Source organism: Roseateles albus, from assembly GCF_028595345.1.
In the GTDB taxonomy this organism is placed as follows: domain Bacteria; phylum Pseudomonadota; class Gammaproteobacteria; order Burkholderiales; family Burkholderiaceae_C; genus Paucibacter_A; species Paucibacter_A albus.
In genome coordinates, this window is sequence record NZ_JAQQXT010000003.1 from 181046 (window position 1) to 195313 (window position 14268).

Genomic DNA, 14268 nt, shown 5'->3' on the forward strand with positions numbered 1-14268 from the left:
CATCAGTGCAGCGAAGCTTCCGCCCCGCCACGCTCGGGCGCCACCGTCGGCAGGCGGATCATCATGCGCGCACCGTTGCCGGGTGAGCTGATGACTTCGATCTGACCGCCCAAGACATTGGTGACGATGTTGTGCACGATGTGCATGCCCAGGCCGGACCCACCGGTGCCAAGCTTGGTGGTGAAGAAGGGGTCAAAGATGCGCCTGCGTACCGACTCATCCATCCCTCGCCCGTCATCGCTGATGCTCAGTTCCACCTCATCGCTGCCCAGTTGAGCGCAGCGAATCATGACCAGCCCTTTGGTCTTGCCCTCGAAGCCATGCACCAGCGCGTTGATCAAGAGATTGGTCAGCACTTGGCCGAGCGAGCCGGGGTAGCTGTTCATCTTGAGTCCAGCGTCTAGCTCGGTCTTGATGACGAAGGGCGTGTGCTTGAAGCTGGGCTCCACCATGATCAACACGTCTTCGACCACGCGGGCTAACTCGAAGTCACGCCGCAGGTCGGTGGTCTGGTCAATCGCCACTTGTTTGAAGTCGCGCACCAGGTCGGCCGCTTTTTGCACATTGCGCTGCAAGATGTCCTGGCCACGCCGGGTATCGCGCACCAGGTCTTCCAGCAAGCTGCGCCGCATCGGCGTATTGCCTTGCAGCATTTCCTCCAAGGCCTTGTAGCGGTCTTCCAGCGAGGACACCACCGTCAGCGAGTTGCCCAGCGGTGTGTTCAATTCATGCGCAACGCCGGCCACCAAACGACCCAGCGAGGCCAGCTTCTCCGACTCCACCAGCTCGTGTTGCGCCGTCTTCAGATGGGAGAGCGCCTCGGTCAACTCGCTATTGCTGGCGGTCAACTCGGTGGTGCGCTGCTCGACCTGTTCTTCCAGCGTGCTGGCATGTTGGCGCAGCGCTTCAAAGGCGGTGAGCAAGGATTGCCGCATGCGCTCCATCGCCAGGCCCACGCGCGCAATTTCGTCGTGGCCGCCCAGGGCCAGCGGCTTTTCCAGCTTGCCGGCGGCGAGTTCTTCGGCGGCCTGCGTCAGCTGTGTCATCGGGGCCAGCACCCGGCGGCGCATCACCCAAAGAATCAAGATAGACGAGGAGGTCAGGGTCAGCACGCTGCGCCAGATGGTGCGCACCATATCGGCCTGTTTGGCTGCCACCAAGGGCCCCGCACTCATCTCTATGGTCAGCTCGGCAATCTGGCGGCCGTCGCGTTTGACTGGGAGGGTCTTGCTGAGGGTCAGGTCGGGGTCACTGGCTCGTTCGGGCCAGCGCTGCTCTTGAAAGGGCGCGGCCGTCGATTGCTCGCGCACCACCACCGAGATGAAGCGGGGATCGTCGCCTTGCGCCTTGATCATCGGCTCGGCCAAATCGGGCGAGACCTGCCAGACCGGTTCCGCCAGCGACAGCGCCATCACCTGCGTGATGCGCTCCAGGTCTTTGTGCAAAATCTCTTTGGCCGTGCTGCGGGTCGATTGCGCGTCCAGGAACAGTGCCACGGCGGTGGGCACCAGCAGACCAATCAACAGAGCGATGACTACCGCATAGCGAAGCGAAGCGCGCTCAAACATCAGGTTCGTTCCTCGGGCTGAGTTCGCAAGCGCTGAGGCTTGCTGTTCGACCATAAGGCGCTGGTTGTTGTGGCGCTGATTTGCATGGTGCTGAGGCGGATTCCGGTGCGCTGAGTGTAGGGGTAACTCGGGCCAGTTGGCGCAGACTGTTGTCAGGACTTTCCCCCCGTTGCAGTGCGCTCAGCTTTGCTTAAGCGGCGGCGAGCACGGTGACGCAGTTGCGGCCGGTATGTTTGGAGGCGTAGAGGGCGCGGTCGGCGCGCTTGAAGAAGGTTTCAGCGCATTCGCCGGCTCGCAGCTGGGTGACGCCCAGGGAAATCGTGACGCGCCTGATGTCTTGTTCGGTGTCGCCGCGCCGGATGCGGCTGGCCGCCACGCAGCTGCGCATGGTCTCGGCCATGGCCTGAGCTTGCTGCAAATTGCCGCTGGGCAGCAGCATCGCGAATTCTTCGCCGCCGACGCGGGCCGCAATTGTGGTTTCTTGCCCTTTATCAGCCTGCGCCGCCACTCCCTTCAAGGTTTGAGCCACCGCCCGCAAGACGCGGTCGCCGAAAGCATGACCATAGCTGTCGTTGACCTGCTTGAAGAAATCGATATCGCCCAGCACCAGGCAAGGGGCGAGGGCGCTGTCGCCGGGCGGATTGCTGGTGCATTGCTGCAGATGCTGATCAAAGGCGCGCCGATTGGCCAAGCCGGTCAAGGCATCGAGCAAGGCCTCGCCTCGGGCCCGCTGCACCTCTTCGCGCAGACTGTGGATCTCTCCCTGGCTGCTGTCCAGGCGCTGCTGCAACTCGCTCAAAGCGCCGCGTATTTCGCGTGTGCCACTGAGCAGTTCCTGCAGCACATCGGCCTGTGTCTGCGCCGGTGGGTTGCTCAAAAGCTGTTCGACCCAGGCCGATAACGAGTTGTCAAAGCGGGCGGATTCCTGGCCTGCTTGGGCTGCTGATGTGGCCATGGAATCGAGCACTTGGCTGAAGCCGTCGGCAATCTTGCCGCCCAGAGCCGGGTCCAGGTCGCAGACATGCTCGCGGTACAGGGCCCAGGTTTGCGCCTCGTCCAGCGTGTTGCCGCCTGCGGTGTGGATTTGCAGAGCCTGATTCAGCTTGGGGTTGCTGCCGCTGACGAACTCATACCAAACGGCATAGCTGGCCGGATGCAGGGCAGCCCGCTGCTTGGTCATCAAGGGCAACGCGGCACGCAGATGCTCGGCGCTGCGCGCCATGCTGTCGTGGTATTTCATTCCTACCCCCCGTTTGCCGGCCGCTGTTGCGACGGGCTATTTTCGAAGCCGAACCCGGTCCTCAATGCTTGTGGCCTTTAAGCGCGCAGGTTCGACTTTCGCTTGTGGCTGTACCCGCCCGCTGCAATGCAATCAGCGTGGCCGGCACCTGCTGCTATCGGCTTTGCTTTTGTGAGCCTGAGGCGCAAATGCGGGTCGGTGCAAAGTTGCCGCAGCAAGTGCGAAATATTGCCGCTGTGCGGGGCTGTTGGCGGGGCTGCTCGCTGAGTACAAGGCTGCAAACTAGAATCGCGGCAATGACTCCTCTCGCTCCCTCCCGGCCTGTTGCGCCCTTGTGGCCCGGCCTTGTCTTGGCGATGCTCGGGGCGGTGGCCTTCTCCGGCAAGGCCATCATTGTCAAGCTGGCCTATCGCCACGGCGTCGACGCCGTCACCCTGATCATGTTGCGCATGCTGTTTGCCCTGCCGCTGTTTGTGGCGCTGGCGCTCTGGGCCGGGCGGGGCAAGGCGGCACTCACCAGGCGCGACTGGATCGCCGTCATGGGTCTGGGCTTCAGCGGTTATTACCTGGCCAGCTTTTTGGATTTCGCCGGCTTGGCCTATATCAGCGCCAGCTTCGAGCGCCTGATTCTTTACCTGAACCCCACCATCGTCTTGCTGCTCGGCTGGCTCTTGTTCAAGCGCCGGGTGACGGCGCGCCAACTCGTGGCCCTGGCCATCAGCTATGCCGGCGTGCTGCTGGTGTTTGGCCAGGAGCTGCATCTGCAAGGGGCCGACGCGCTGCTGGGCGCGGCCCTGGTGTTCGGCAGCGCGATCAGCTATGCGGTCTACTTGCTCTACAGCGGCGAGGAGGTCAAACGCCTGGGGGCCCTGCGCCTGACCGGCCTGGCCACCACGGTCGCCTGCCTGCTGTGCATCGCGCAGTTCTTGGTCTTGCGGCCGCTGAGTTCGGCCTTCGCGGTGGCGCCGCAGGTCTTGTGGCTGTCGCTGCTGAACGCCACCTTGTGTACCTTCGCGCCGGTCTTGATGGTGATGATGGCGATCGAGCGTCTGGGTGCCACACTGGCGGCGCAGACCGGCATGATTGGGCCGATGTCGACGATTTTGATGGGCGCGGTGATTCTGGGCGAGCCGTTCACGCCCTGGGTGGCGGCCGGGACTTTGCTGGTGCTCAGCGGGGTCTGGTTGTTAACGAAGTGGCGTTAATAGGACTTACGCAAAACCGCCCCGGCGTCGTTCCGCCGCCTTGTCGTACAAGGCGTACTGCCTACGGCGTCATGCCTAGCCGGAACAATTTTGCGTAAATTCTGCTTGAGGAGAAAGCGATGGATCTAGGACTAACCGGCCGCTGGGCCTTGGTGTGTGCGGCGAGCAAGGGCTTGGGGGCGGGCTGCGCCGAGGCGCTGGTGCGCGAGGGCTGCAATGTCGTCATCACCGCGCGTGGCCTGGAGGCTCTGACCGCGACGGCCGCGCGCCTGCGCCTGCTCAATCCTGCCGTGCAAGTGATCAGCGTGGCCGGCGACATTGCCACGCCCGAGGCGAGGGCGGCGGCGCTGGCGGCCTGCCCCCAGGTCGACATCTTGATCAATAACGCAGGTGGTCCGCCGCCGGGTGACTTTCGCGACTGGGACCGCGCGACCTGGCTGGCCGCTATCGACGCCAATATGCTGACGCCAATCGAGTTGATCAAGGCGACGGTGGATGCGATGGCCGCACGTGGCTTTGGTCGCGTCATCAACATCACCTCGGGCGCGGTCAAGGCGCCCATCGATGTCTTGGGTCTGAGCAATGGCGCGCGGTCCGGCCTAACGGGCTTTGTCGCCGGGCTGGCGCGTCAAGCGGCCTTGGCCGGGCGCAATGTGACCATCAATAATTTGCTGCCCGGTGCTTTTGATACCGAGCGACTTCACAAGACCCTGGTTGCTGGTGGCGCCAAGGCCGGTCTTTCCAGCGAGGACTTTGCCGCCAAGCGCCGCGCCGCCATTCCCGCCCAGCGCTTTGGCACTGCGGCCGAATTCGGTGCTATCTGCGCGATGCTGTGCAGCGCGCAGGCCGCTTATCTGACCGGGCAAAACATCTTGCTGGACGGCGGCGCCTACGCGGGCGTCTTCTAAGCGGCAGGTACTTGAAGCAAGCTCAGTTGCGCGCATGCGTGACCCGGTACTCGGCAACGCCGGGCACCTCGGTGACGCGGCTGGCAAAGCGCGTCAGCGTCTGAGCGCCAAAATTATGCTTGGCGGTGCAGACAAAGCGCCATTCTTCCTGGCCGCCCGTCAGCGTGACGCTGAGTGAGCCGGGCGCAAAGCGAAACCCGAGGGCATCGCAGAACTCGGCCAGTTCTTGTTGTACGAATTTGCGTTGGGGCTCGCCGCGCAGCATCACCGCGATGGCCGGGTGCGAGGGCAGATGCGACTCCAGCTTGGCGCCCCACATCATCAGGCTGGCGCACAGCAGTGTCAGCATGATGGCGGCGAAGTAAAAGCCCATGCCCAGCATGATGCCGATCGACGAAGCGGCCCAGAGCGAAGCGGCGGTGGTCAGGCCGCTGATGTTCATGCCTTCGCGCATGATCACGCCGGCACACAGGAAGCCGATGCCGGTCACGATGCCTTGAATCACCCGCGTCGGGTCGGACAGATGCGGCGCCACGCTGCCCCCTTGCAAGCCGCCGTACCACTGCTGCGGGTAGGCCAAGAGGATGATGACGCCGGTCGAGGCCATGCAGACCAGCGCATAGGTGCGCATGCCGGCGGCACGGCCGTGAAAGGCCCGCTCATAGCCCAAGACCAAGCCCAGCACCATCGCGCCCAGCAGGTGGAACAGCATCAGCACATTGGCCTGCCATTGCTCGGCGGTCCAGTAGCGCAAGAGGTGATCGAGGTCGAGTAGGTTCAAGGCTGATCTCCTGCAGTCGCTTCCATGCTAAACGCTTGCTGCGCCGGCTTAGCCATAGAAAAAGGCCCCGATCGGGGCCTTGACTTGGGGCGCTGGGGCGAATTAAACCGCCAGCAATTCCACTTCAAACAGCAGCGTCGCATTGGGCGGAATCACGCCGCCGGCGCCGCGTGCGCCGTAGCCCATATCGGCCGGAATCACCAGCATGCGGGTGCCGCCGACCTTCATGCCTTGCACGCCTTCGTCCCAGCCGCGAATCACTTCACCGCCGCCCAGCGCAAAGCGGAAGGGGTCGCCGCGGTCCTTGCTGGAATCGAACTTCTTGCCCTTGTTGCCATTCTTGAACAACCAGCCGGTGTAGTGCACGGTGACGCGCTGGCCGGCCTTGGCCTCCAGGCCCGTGCCGACTTCGGTGTCTTCATACTGCAGTCCGCTCGGATTGCTCGTCAGGTTCAGCTCGACGGCTTGCTCACCGCCGCTCAGGCCCAGCAGCTCCACTTCAAAAATCAGCGTGGCGTTGGGAGGAATCGCACCGCCCGCGCCGCGCGCGCCATAGCCCAGCTCGGGCGGGATGATCAGGGTGCGGCTGCCGCCGATCTTCATGCCTTGCACGCCTTCGTCCCAGCCACGGATGACCATGCCGCCGTCGAGTTCGAACTTGAAGGGCTGGCCACGGTCTTTGCTGGAGTCGAACTTCTGGCCCTTGACGCCGTCTTTGAACAGCCAGCCGGTGTAATGCACGGACACATCGTGGCCGGACTTGGCGACCGCGCCTGTGCCCTCTACGGTGTCGTCGATCTGCAGGCCGCTTGGGGTGGTAATCATGGAATTTCCTTCAAATGTTTAGACAGGCTTGAGCTTTTTGCCGCCGCTGTGGCCGGCATCATGCCACCAAAACTGGCCTGCCAGCGCTCAAGAGCTTGAGCCAGCACCTCGGCCACCGTGCCGCCTGTGACTTGCAAGCCCAACACGCTTGCCGCCAAACGCAGGGCCAGCGCCGCATCCCCCAGCTCAAGCGCGGCCGCGCCGTTTTGCTTGGACAGCTTGCTGCCGTCCGCACCCAGCACCAGCGGCGTGTGCAGATAGCGCGGTGTTGGCAGGCCAAGCAATTGCTGCAGCCGGATCTGGCGCGGCGTGTTGTCGGCCAGATCTGCGCCGCGCACGATGTCGGTGACGCCCTGGGCCGCGTCGTCGACGACCACTGCCAACTGATAGGGCCACAGGCCGTCGGCGCGCTTGAGCACAAAGTCGCCGACCTCCTTACTTAGATTCTGCGTTTGGGAGCCCAGGCGCCGGTCTAGCCAGTTCAGGGTCAGGTCCTCCGTGCCTGCCAAGTCAGCCGTACTGCGCAGGCGCCAGGCCCGCGCGGCTTGGCCATGCAAGCCAGTGCGGCAGGTGCCGGGATAGACCAGCTCACCATGGCGCTCGGTTTGCAGCCCTTGAGCCAGCAAGGCTTCGGCAATCTGCTTGCGCGAGCAGGCGCATCCATAAGCCCAGCCACCGAGCTGCAGCGTGCGCAAGGCCTGCTCGTACAGCGCGCTGCGCGCTGATTGCCATAGCGGCGGCTCGTCCGGGTGCAGGCCGCATTGCGCGAGTTGATCGAGGATCAGGCGGTCTATGCCGGGCGGGCAGCGCGGCCCGTCTACGTCCTCGATGCGGATCAGCCAGCGTCCACCGTGCGCGCGTGCGTCGAGCCAGCTGGCCAAGGCAGCGACCAAGGAGCCGGCATGCAGCGGGCCGGTGGGCGAAGGGGCAAAGCGGCCGATGTACATCTTCAGGGCAGCGTGCTATTCACAGCTCACAGTTCACAGCTCATAGGATCAGACCCGCATGCTGCTCCAGCAGCGCCAGTCGCGTGGTCGGGCTTTGCAGCTGGCTCAGCCACCAGGCCAAGGCCCGGCCGGGCGGCTGGCCGCCGGCAGCTGAGGTGTTGCGCCAGGCGTAATGCAGCGGAAAGATGCGCCGGCCCTGTGCGGTCTCTTTGATGATCAGCCGGCCGGCCTCGACATGGCGGCGCACCATTTCCAGCGGCATGCTGCCGCAGCCCATGCCGCGCAACAAGGCCTCCAGCTTGGCCGCCATCGAGGGCAGGGTCAGCACTTCCTGGCCCGGCATCACGCCTATGGTCATGGGTGTCAGGCTGCGTGCGGTGTCGGCCACCGCGACGATGCGGTGGCTGGCCATGGTGGTGGCGGCCAGCGGCTCGGCGGCGCCCGCCAGCGGGTGATGAGGCGCCACACAGAAAACCATCTCCATTTCACCCATAGGCTCGCAATGCACGGCTGCACCGGGCGGCTGCGCCGAGGTGCCTATGGCCAAGTCGGCCTGGCCCGAGATCAAGGCCTCCCAGGTGCCCGACAACACCTCCACGCGCAGCTTCAGGCGCGTGGGTGGCCCCGCCGAGCTGCCGTCCAGGCCGGACGGCACTTGGTAAAACGCTTCCATCAAGTCAAACAGCGCACGGCGAGCGACGGCGTCGTCGACGGCAATGGTCAATTCGCTCTCCCAGCCGGTTGCAATGCGCCGCACCCGGTTGGCGACGGCGTCAATTTCCACCAGCAGGCGCCGGCCTTCCAGCAACAGTTCTTGGCCTGCGGCGGTCAGCTCGGCCTGGCGCGAGCGGCGGTCGAACAGCAGCACATCCAGCGCTTCTTCCAACTGGCGCACGCTATAGGTCAAGGCCGAGGGCACCTTGCCCATTTCGCGCGCGGCCGCCGCAAAGCTGCCGCTGCGGGCGATGGTGTCCATCATGATCAAGGCTTCGGGCGTCAGGGCGCGGCGTTTTTCGGGGCTATGCATGCAGTGCTTCGGGCCAATTTGAGGCAAGTAGCTTCATCTTATTTGAATGGTGACATCAAGCCCGTAAGACGATGGCTTGTCGGCCTGCTTTTACAGTGGATGCCTGCTCACCACTTGGTGAATTCAGCCTCTGGAGACGAATCAAAATGCTTGAACTGATCAAATCATCGCAACGCGGCTATGCGGACCATGGCTGGTTGAAGTCTTTTCATAGCTTCTCCTTCGCAGACTACGTGAACGAGAAACGCATGGGCTTCGGCGCGCTGCGCGTCATCAATGAAGACCGTATTGCGGCAGGCACCGGCTTTGGCACCCACGGCCACCGGGACATGGAAATCATCAGTTATGTGTTGGAAGGCGAGTTGGCCCACAAGGACAGCATTGGCACCGGCACCGGCGATCAAGGCCCCGGCGTCATCCGGCCCGGCGATGTGCAGCGCATGAGCGCGGGCAGCGGCGTGCGCCACAGCGAGTTCAACCATGCCCAGGGCAAGGAAACACATTTCCTACAGATCTGGATTCAACCCGATCGCCTGGGTGTGGCCCCAAGCTACGAGCAAGCGCATTTCACTGCGGGTGACAAGCGCGGGCGCTTGGCCTTGATCGCCTCCGGCGACGGCGCCGCTGGCTCGGTGACCCTCAACGCCGATGCCCGTTTGTATGCCGGTTTGTTCGAGGGCACTGAGCGTGCGGAATTGGCCTTGGCGCCAGGGCGGATCAGCTATGTGCATCTGGTCCGCGGCAGCTTGGTGGTCAACGGCCAGGTCTTGCAAGCCGGTGACGCTTTGCAAATCAGTGCGGAGAACAAGCTGGTTTTGGAGGGTGGGCAGGGCGCCGAGGTCCTGGTGTTTGATCTGGCGGCTTAATATACGGTCCTTCTGAGACGCTAGATCTGCCCCATGAACGAGATGCTGAAGGCGCTGGCCTTCCTACCCCTGGCCGATTGGCTGGCCCTGATCGGTTTCTTCATTGCGTGGATGGGTTACGTCAGCTTCGCCAGCCGGCGCTCGCAATTTGACGGCTCCTTGCTGGCCGCCACCAACCGCGAGCGCTGGCGCTGGATGTACCAGGCGACGTTCCGGGAAGTGCGGGTGATAGACGGGGTGGTGGTGCAGAATTTGTCCACCAGCCCGTCCTTTTTTGCGTCGACGACGATTCTGATCATCGGCGGTTTGCTCGCGATGCTGGGCGCGGGCGAGAAAGCATCTGCGATGGTGGCGGACCTGCCCTTTGCGGCCCGTACCTCGGAGCTGGTGTTCGAGTTCAAGCTGGTGCTGTTGACGGCGATTTTTGTCTACGCTTTTTTCCGCTTCACCTGGAGCATGCGGCAATACACCTTCGGTGCGCTGTTGGTCGGTGCGGCGCCAGATTGCCTGATTTTCGAGCGGGGCGAAGCCTCGCGCGAAGACTTCGCCGACCGTGCCGGCCGGGTGATGGGCCTGGCCGCCGAGACCTTCAATGACGGCCTGCGCTCCTACTATCTGTCATTTGCCGTCGTGGCCTGGTTCTTCTCGCCCTGGGCCTTTATGTGTTCGACGGCCGGCGTGATCTTCATCCTCTACCAGCGCGAATTCCGCTCCGAGATCTTGGAGGTCTTGCGTTCCGGCGCAGGCGGCTCTGCGTGAAGCAACCTGAGCTTTTGGGCCGATCGATCTGCGATTGCTGCCTAGCGGTCAGCCCCTGAGCCAGGGTTGCGCGACATGTCTTGGACGCGAATCGAATCGCGTACATCGTTTTTGTCCATTTTCCCGACATAGAGCGGGCCACGGTAGGGAATGCGCGTGCCGGTCACGTACGTTTTGTCCTCTTCCTGATCGGAATCATTCTTGGCGCCGGTACTGCTGCAGCCCGACGCCAAAAAACTCATCAACAAGGCGATCATGAGCACGCTTGTGCGCTGTTCTTGGTTCATGTCTAACTCCCGATTCAATGGTGGTGAATCTATCTTTAGCGGCCCGGATCGGGCCCCATCAACAGCGCCAGCCTGCCGGTCTTGTTGATGTGCTTGGATTCTGCGGCAGTTTCTCCTGTCGCACCAGTGCGGGGAAACCTGGGGCGCGATACCTGCACGGCAGGCGCTTTCAATCGGAGCTTGTATGGGAACTCGCCGCTGCCTTGACCCCAATCCGACCCCAATCGAATTGACCCGCCCATGAGCTTGCTGATCAAGAGCCGGCTGCCCGGGGATTCCCGCCTCCAGCGCTCTGTTCCTGTGTCGAAGCTATTGACATGCTCAGGGCATCACCGCACAAGCTAAACACCATGGCCGATCTCGGCTTGTCACTGATGATCCGATCTCAGTATGTAGCTCGGCGCGCCCTGGTGCTAGCTAAGTGGTTGGCGCTCGGCCCCTTCATTCACCTTGCGGCGAGCTTGGTGCCGATGGCTCTGCCTTGGCCAGCTACTGCTACTTGAGCCCGCCGCTCAAGAACTGCTGCAGGCGCGGGCTCTGAGGCCTGACCAAAACCTCGCGCGGGTCGCCTTCTTCTTCAACCCGGCCTTGGTGCAAGAACATCGTGTAATTCGACACCTCGCGGGCGAAACCCATTTCATGCGTGACGACGATCATGGTGCGACCCTCGGCCGCCAGGTCACGCATCACCTTGAGCACCTCGCCGACCAATTCCGGGTCCAGTGCCGAGGTCGGCTCATCAAACAGCATCACCTCGGGCTCGACCGCCAAGGCCCGCGCAATCGCCACGCGCTGCTGCTCGCCGCCCGAGAGTTGCGCCGGGTAAGCGTCTTTGCGGTGCGACACGCCGACCCGCGCCAGCAAGGCCTCGGCCTTGGCGATCGCTTCCGCCTTGGGCACGCCCAAGACATAGACCGGTGCCTCGATGACGTTTTCCAGCACCGTGCGGTGGCCCCAGAGGTTGAAGTTCTGGAACACCATCGCCAAGCGTGAGCGCCAGCGCTGCAGCTGCTTGGCGTCGCCCGCCTTGAGGCTGCCGTCGCGGTCGCGCACCAGTTGCAGTTCCTCGCCGGCGAGTGAAAGCTTGCCTTCAAAGGGCTGTTCCAGCAGGTTCAGGCAGCGCAGAAATGTGCTTTTGCCCGAGCCGCTGGAGCCAATCAGGGTGATCACATCGCCGGTCTTGGCGGCCAGCGATACACCCTTGAGCACCACCCGGTCGCCATAGCGTTTGTGCAGGTTTTCGACAATCAGACTGGCTTCGGACATCTCATGCACCCAATAGTTTGCCGCTTCGCAAAGCCTCGCGGCCTGCGACCTTGGCGACCTTCATGCCGGCGCTGGCGAAGCGCACAAAGTCCCGCGCGAAAAACAGCCCGTCGACTGGGCTTTTCAGCTCGGCCACAGCGCCGCTCAAGGGGCAAATCACATGCGCCAGCACATCGCCCGCCTTGACGGTCTCGCCGGCCTGGCGCAAAAACGTCAGCACACCGGCCGTTTCGGCCTTGATCGGCATGCAGCCGGCCAGCGGCCGCGCGTCGCCCACGGCGGCGGGCATGGGCGCTGCTGCACCGCTGATCAGCCCACGGTGGCAGAGGAAATCAATGATGTTTTGCGCGTCGGCCTCGGCCAGACCATGCTCGACATCGGCCGCACCGCGCAGCTCGACCGTGACGGCCAGGCAAGCCTGCGGAACAGGGAAGCGACCCTCAAAGCGCTTGGCCCATTTCCACCAGACCTGCGAGCAGGCTTCGTCAAAAGGGCTGTCGCCCGAGTCCTGCGCCAGTAGTGTCACGCGTGCGCCGAGGTAACGCGCCAGCGCCTCGCATTCGGGCCAGCAAGGTGTTTCGGTATAGAGATGCATGACGGCCTGCGCGTCGCAGTGCAGGTCCAGCACGATATCGGCGTCGCAAGACAGCGCCATCAGCGTGCGGCGCAGCGACTTCAGCTCGGTGTCGGCCTCGGCCGCAGTGACGGCCTTCTTCAATTCGCGCCGCAAAACCTGCACGTTACGCGCCGCATCGCTGCCCAGCTCGGGCTCGGCGGCCAGGGCGGCGGTGTCGATTTGGTCGGGGTAATGGCGGTTGAAGTTCTCGCCGGTAGTGGCCTCAAAGCGGCCCATATGCATGTGCAAGGCGTACTGGGACAGGCCGATGGGGTTGGCCATGGGCACCAGGATGATCTCGCCGCTGATCCGCCCGGCGGCCTGCAAGGCGTTCAACTTCAGGCGCAGATGATGGGCCACCAGCATGCCGGGCAATTCATCGGCATGCAGCGAAGCTTGGATGTAGGCCTTGGGCCCGCCGGTTTGGCCGTAATGCAGCGAGAGCAACTCGCGTTGGGTGCCGGGCGCGGGCGAAAGCAGCAGGTGTTTTTGGATTTGCATCGAATTCAGAAAATGATTGTGGCGGGCTTCAGCGCGGCATCAAGGGCTTGAGCCAGCGGGCCTCGGCCTTGTGGAAGAGGCCGACCAGCGTCAGCGTCATCAAGAAATAGAAAACTGCCGCCGTGATGAAGGCTGCGAAGGGGATGTAGTGGGTCGAGTTGACGACTCTGGCCGCACCGGTCAGGTCAAGAATGGTGACGATGCTGGCCAGTGAAGTGCCGTGCAGCATGAAGATCGCCTCATTGCTGTAAGCGGGCAGCGAGCGGCGCAGCGCCGAGGGCAAGATGATGCGGCGAAACATCACCCAGCGGCTCATGCCTATGGATTTGGCCGCCTCGATTTCGCCGGCCGGCAGCGCCTTGATCGAGCCGGCAATGATTTCGGTCGTGTAAGCGCAGGTGTTGAGCACAAAGGCCAGGCAGGCGCAAAACCAGGCCGAGCTCAAGAGCGGCCACAGGGCGCTTTGCTGCACCGCTTCGAACTGGGCCAGGCCGTAATAGATCAGGAACAGCTGCACCAGCATCGGCGTGCCTCGAAACACATAGGTGTAGACCCAGATCGCACGCGAGATCAGGCTGCCGCGAAAGCTGCGCAAGACACCCAGGGGAATGGCGAACAGCAGGCCCAGCAGCAGCGAGATCAGCAGCAGCTGGAAGGTCGTCCAGGCACCGCTCAAATAGATCGGCAGGTTTTCGAAGATAACGTCCAGGCTCATAGCGCGTTCTTTCGCACGCCGATCGAGAAGCGCCGCTCAAGCCAGCTGAACAAAAACTCGGACGCCGTCGTGAAGAGCAAATAGATCAAGGCCACCGCCAGATAGAACATAAAGGGCTCGCGTGTCGAGCCGGCCGCTTGTTGGCCGCGTGTCATCAAGTCAGACAGGCCGATCACCGACACGATGGCCGTGCTCTTGATCAGCACCAGCCAGTTGTTGGACAAGCCCGGCAGCGCGTGGCGAAACATCTGCGGCAGCGTGATCCGGTAGGCAATCTGCCAGTTGCTCAGGCCAAAGGCTAGACCGGCCTCGCGCTGGCCCGGCGGCACGGCCAGAAAAGCGCCGCGAAAGGCCTCGGTCAGGTAGGCGCCGAAGATGAAACCAATCGTCAGCACACCGGCCACATAGGGGTTGATGTCGACATATTCCTCGTGGCCCAGCGCCATCAAGGTATCGTTCAAGGCGATCTGGCCGCCGTAGAAAATCAAGAGCATCAAGACCAGATCGGGCACGCCGCGAATCAAGGTGGTGTAGAGATAGGCCAAGCCGCGTGCAAAGCGCCATTTGGACAATTTGGCCAAAGCGCCCAGCAGCCCCAGGGTCATCGCCATCGTCATTGAGGTCAGGGCCACGCTGAGCGTGACCACTGCCCCTTCGAGCAGGCTGGGCAGGAAGTCAATCAACAAGCCATGCAAAGCCATGGGCGCTTTCTCTATCTCAAACCATCAAACCAGCGGCCCGATGCTCGGGCCCGCAA

At 63.1% G+C, this 14268-nt stretch carries 15 protein-coding genes and 1 pseudogene; 4 read left to right on the top strand and 12 right to left on the bottom strand.

What is annotated here, in order from left to right; all coding sequences use genetic code 11:
- Positions 1 to 2 precede the first annotated feature (2 nt).
- Positions 3 to 1568 (bottom strand): sensor histidine kinase, encoded by a 1566-nt coding sequence (locus PRZ03_RS06110; RefSeq protein WP_263533238.1) that lies wholly within the window; start codon positions 1566 to 1568, stop codon positions 3 to 5.
- A 190-nt stretch (positions 1569 to 1758) separates the two neighbouring features.
- The gene (locus PRZ03_RS06115) at positions 1759 to 2808 is read right to left on the bottom strand and encodes a GGDEF domain-containing protein (RefSeq protein WP_263533237.1); all 1050 of its coding nucleotides are present in this window, start codon (positions 2806 to 2808) and stop codon (positions 1759 to 1761) included.
- A 296-nt stretch (positions 2809 to 3104) separates the two neighbouring features.
- Between PRZ03_RS06115 and PRZ03_RS06120 the strand changes: the two genes are divergently transcribed.
- Together PRZ03_RS06120 and PRZ03_RS06125 are read left to right on the top strand one after the other, a co-directional pair.
- The gene (locus PRZ03_RS06120) at positions 3105 to 4013 is read left to right on the top strand and encodes a DMT family transporter (RefSeq protein ID WP_273599479.1); all 909 of its coding nucleotides are present in this window, start codon (positions 3105 to 3107) and stop codon (positions 4011 to 4013) included.
- A gap of 119 nt (positions 4014 to 4132) precedes the next feature.
- Positions 4133 to 4921 (top strand): SDR family oxidoreductase, encoded by a 789-nt coding sequence (locus tag PRZ03_RS06125; RefSeq protein ID WP_273599480.1) that lies wholly within the window; start codon positions 4133 to 4135, stop codon positions 4919 to 4921.
- A 22-nt stretch (positions 4922 to 4943) separates the two neighbouring features.
- Here PRZ03_RS06125 and PRZ03_RS06130 read toward each other — a convergent pair whose 3' ends face one another.
- From PRZ03_RS06130 to PRZ03_RS06150, 5 genes and pseudogenes are all read right to left on the bottom strand, one after another.
- Positions 4944 to 5702 carry an MgtC/SapB family protein gene (locus PRZ03_RS06130; RefSeq protein WP_263533234.1) on the bottom strand — a complete coding sequence of 253 codons (759 nt, stop codon included), beginning with the start codon at positions 5700 to 5702 and terminating at the stop codon, positions 4944 to 4946.
- 102 nt (positions 5703 to 5804) lie between these two features.
- Positions 5805 to 6152 carry an FKBP-type peptidyl-prolyl cis-trans isomerase gene (locus PRZ03_RS06135; RefSeq protein ID WP_263533548.1) on the bottom strand — a complete coding sequence of 116 codons (348 nt, stop codon included), beginning with the start codon at positions 6150 to 6152 and terminating at the stop codon, positions 5805 to 5807.
- A 30-nt stretch (positions 6153 to 6182) separates the two neighbouring features.
- Positions 6183 to 6527 (bottom strand): annotated as a pseudogene (locus PRZ03_RS06140) (FKBP-type peptidyl-prolyl cis-trans isomerase); the annotation flags it as partial.
- On the bottom strand, positions 6524 to 7474 hold the full coding sequence (gluQRS, locus tag PRZ03_RS06145; RefSeq protein ID WP_273599481.1) for a tRNA glutamyl-Q(34) synthetase GluQRS: 951 nt from the start codon (positions 7472 to 7474) through the stop codon (positions 6524 to 6526). The gene gluQRS and the pseudogene PRZ03_RS06140, both read right to left, overlap by 4 nt.
- Before the next feature lie 40 nt (positions 7475 to 7514).
- Positions 7515 to 8501: a LysR family transcriptional regulator gene (locus PRZ03_RS06150; RefSeq protein WP_263533232.1), complete on the bottom strand. Its 987-nt coding sequence runs from the start codon at positions 8499 to 8501 to the stop codon at positions 7515 to 7517.
- A 146-nt stretch (positions 8502 to 8647) separates the two neighbouring features.
- Between PRZ03_RS06150 and PRZ03_RS06155 the strand changes: the two genes are divergently transcribed.
- Together PRZ03_RS06155 and PRZ03_RS06160 are read left to right on the top strand one after the other, a co-directional pair.
- Complete coding sequence (locus PRZ03_RS06155) at positions 8648 to 9367, top strand: pirin family protein (protein ID WP_273599482.1); 720 nt, start codon at positions 8648 to 8650, stop codon at positions 9365 to 9367.
- Positions 9368 to 9400: 33 nt separating this feature from the next.
- Positions 9401 to 10126: a DUF599 domain-containing protein gene (locus tag PRZ03_RS06160; protein WP_273599483.1), complete on the top strand. Its 726-nt coding sequence runs from the start codon at positions 9401 to 9403 to the stop codon at positions 10124 to 10126.
- Between the two features lie 41 nt (positions 10127 to 10167).
- On the opposite strand, the gene PRZ03_RS06165 is transcribed toward PRZ03_RS06160, so the two are convergent.
- From PRZ03_RS06165 to PRZ03_RS06185, 5 genes are all read right to left on the bottom strand, one after another.
- A complete protein-coding gene (locus tag PRZ03_RS06165; RefSeq protein ID WP_273599484.1) occupies positions 10168 to 10413 on the bottom strand; it encodes a hypothetical protein in 246 nt (81 codons plus the stop codon).
- Positions 10414 to 10908: 495 nt separating this feature from the next.
- Positions 10909 to 11679: an ABC transporter ATP-binding protein gene (locus tag PRZ03_RS06170; RefSeq protein WP_263533229.1), complete on the bottom strand. Its 771-nt coding sequence runs from the start codon at positions 11677 to 11679 to the stop codon at positions 10909 to 10911.
- 1 nt (position 11680) lies between these two features.
- The gene (locus PRZ03_RS06175; RefSeq protein ID WP_273599485.1) at positions 11681 to 12796 is read right to left on the bottom strand and encodes a succinylglutamate desuccinylase/aspartoacylase family protein; all 1116 of its coding nucleotides are present in this window, start codon (positions 12794 to 12796) and stop codon (positions 11681 to 11683) included.
- Between the two features lie 28 nt (positions 12797 to 12824).
- Positions 12825 to 13511: an ABC transporter permease gene (locus PRZ03_RS06180; RefSeq protein WP_263533227.1), complete on the bottom strand. Its 687-nt coding sequence runs from the start codon at positions 13509 to 13511 to the stop codon at positions 12825 to 12827.
- Complete coding sequence (locus PRZ03_RS06185) at positions 13508 to 14212, bottom strand: ABC transporter permease (RefSeq protein ID WP_273599486.1); 705 nt, start codon at positions 14210 to 14212, stop codon at positions 13508 to 13510. The genes PRZ03_RS06180 and PRZ03_RS06185 overlap by 4 nt, the downstream gene beginning before the upstream one ends.
- Positions 14213 to 14268 lie beyond the last annotated feature (56 nt).

Coding starts and splice junctions, on each gene's coding strand:
- PRZ03_RS06110 (WP_263533238.1), bottom strand. CDS start 1,568: ATGTTTGAGCGCGCTTCGCTTCGCTATGCGGTAGTCATCGCTCTGTTG.
- PRZ03_RS06115 (WP_263533237.1), bottom strand. CDS start 2,808: ATGAAATACCACGACAGCATGGCGCGCAGCGCCGAGCATCTGCGTGCC.
- PRZ03_RS06120 (WP_273599479.1), top strand. CDS start 3,105: ATGACTCCTCTCGCTCCCTCCCGGCCTGTTGCGCCCTTGTGGCCCGGC.
- PRZ03_RS06125 (WP_273599480.1), top strand. CDS start 4,133: ATGGATCTAGGACTAACCGGCCGCTGGGCCTTGGTGTGTGCGGCGAGC.
- gluQRS (WP_273599481.1), bottom strand. CDS start 7,474: ATGTACATCGGCCGCTTTGCCCCTTCGCCCACCGGCCCGCTGCATGCC.
- PRZ03_RS06150 (WP_263533232.1), bottom strand. CDS start 8,501: ATGCATAGCCCCGAAAAACGCCGCGCCCTGACGCCCGAAGCCTTGATC.
- PRZ03_RS06155 (WP_273599482.1), top strand. CDS start 8,648: ATGCTTGAACTGATCAAATCATCGCAACGCGGCTATGCGGACCATGGC.
- PRZ03_RS06160 (WP_273599483.1), top strand. CDS start 9,401: ATGAACGAGATGCTGAAGGCGCTGGCCTTCCTACCCCTGGCCGATTGG.
- PRZ03_RS06165 (WP_273599484.1), bottom strand. CDS start 10,413: ATGAACCAAGAACAGCGCACAAGCGTGCTCATGATCGCCTTGTTGATG.
- PRZ03_RS06170 (WP_263533229.1), bottom strand. CDS start 11,679: ATGTCCGAAGCCAGTCTGATTGTCGAAAACCTGCACAAACGCTATGGC.
- PRZ03_RS06175 (WP_273599485.1), bottom strand. CDS start 12,796: ATGCAAATCCAAAAACACCTGCTGCTTTCGCCCGCGCCCGGCACCCAA.
- PRZ03_RS06180 (WP_263533227.1), bottom strand. CDS start 13,511: ATGAGCCTGGACGTTATCTTCGAAAACCTGCCGATCTATTTGAGCGGT.
- PRZ03_RS06185 (WP_273599486.1), bottom strand. CDS start 14,212: ATGGCTTTGCATGGCTTGTTGATTGACTTCCTGCCCAGCCTGCTCGAA.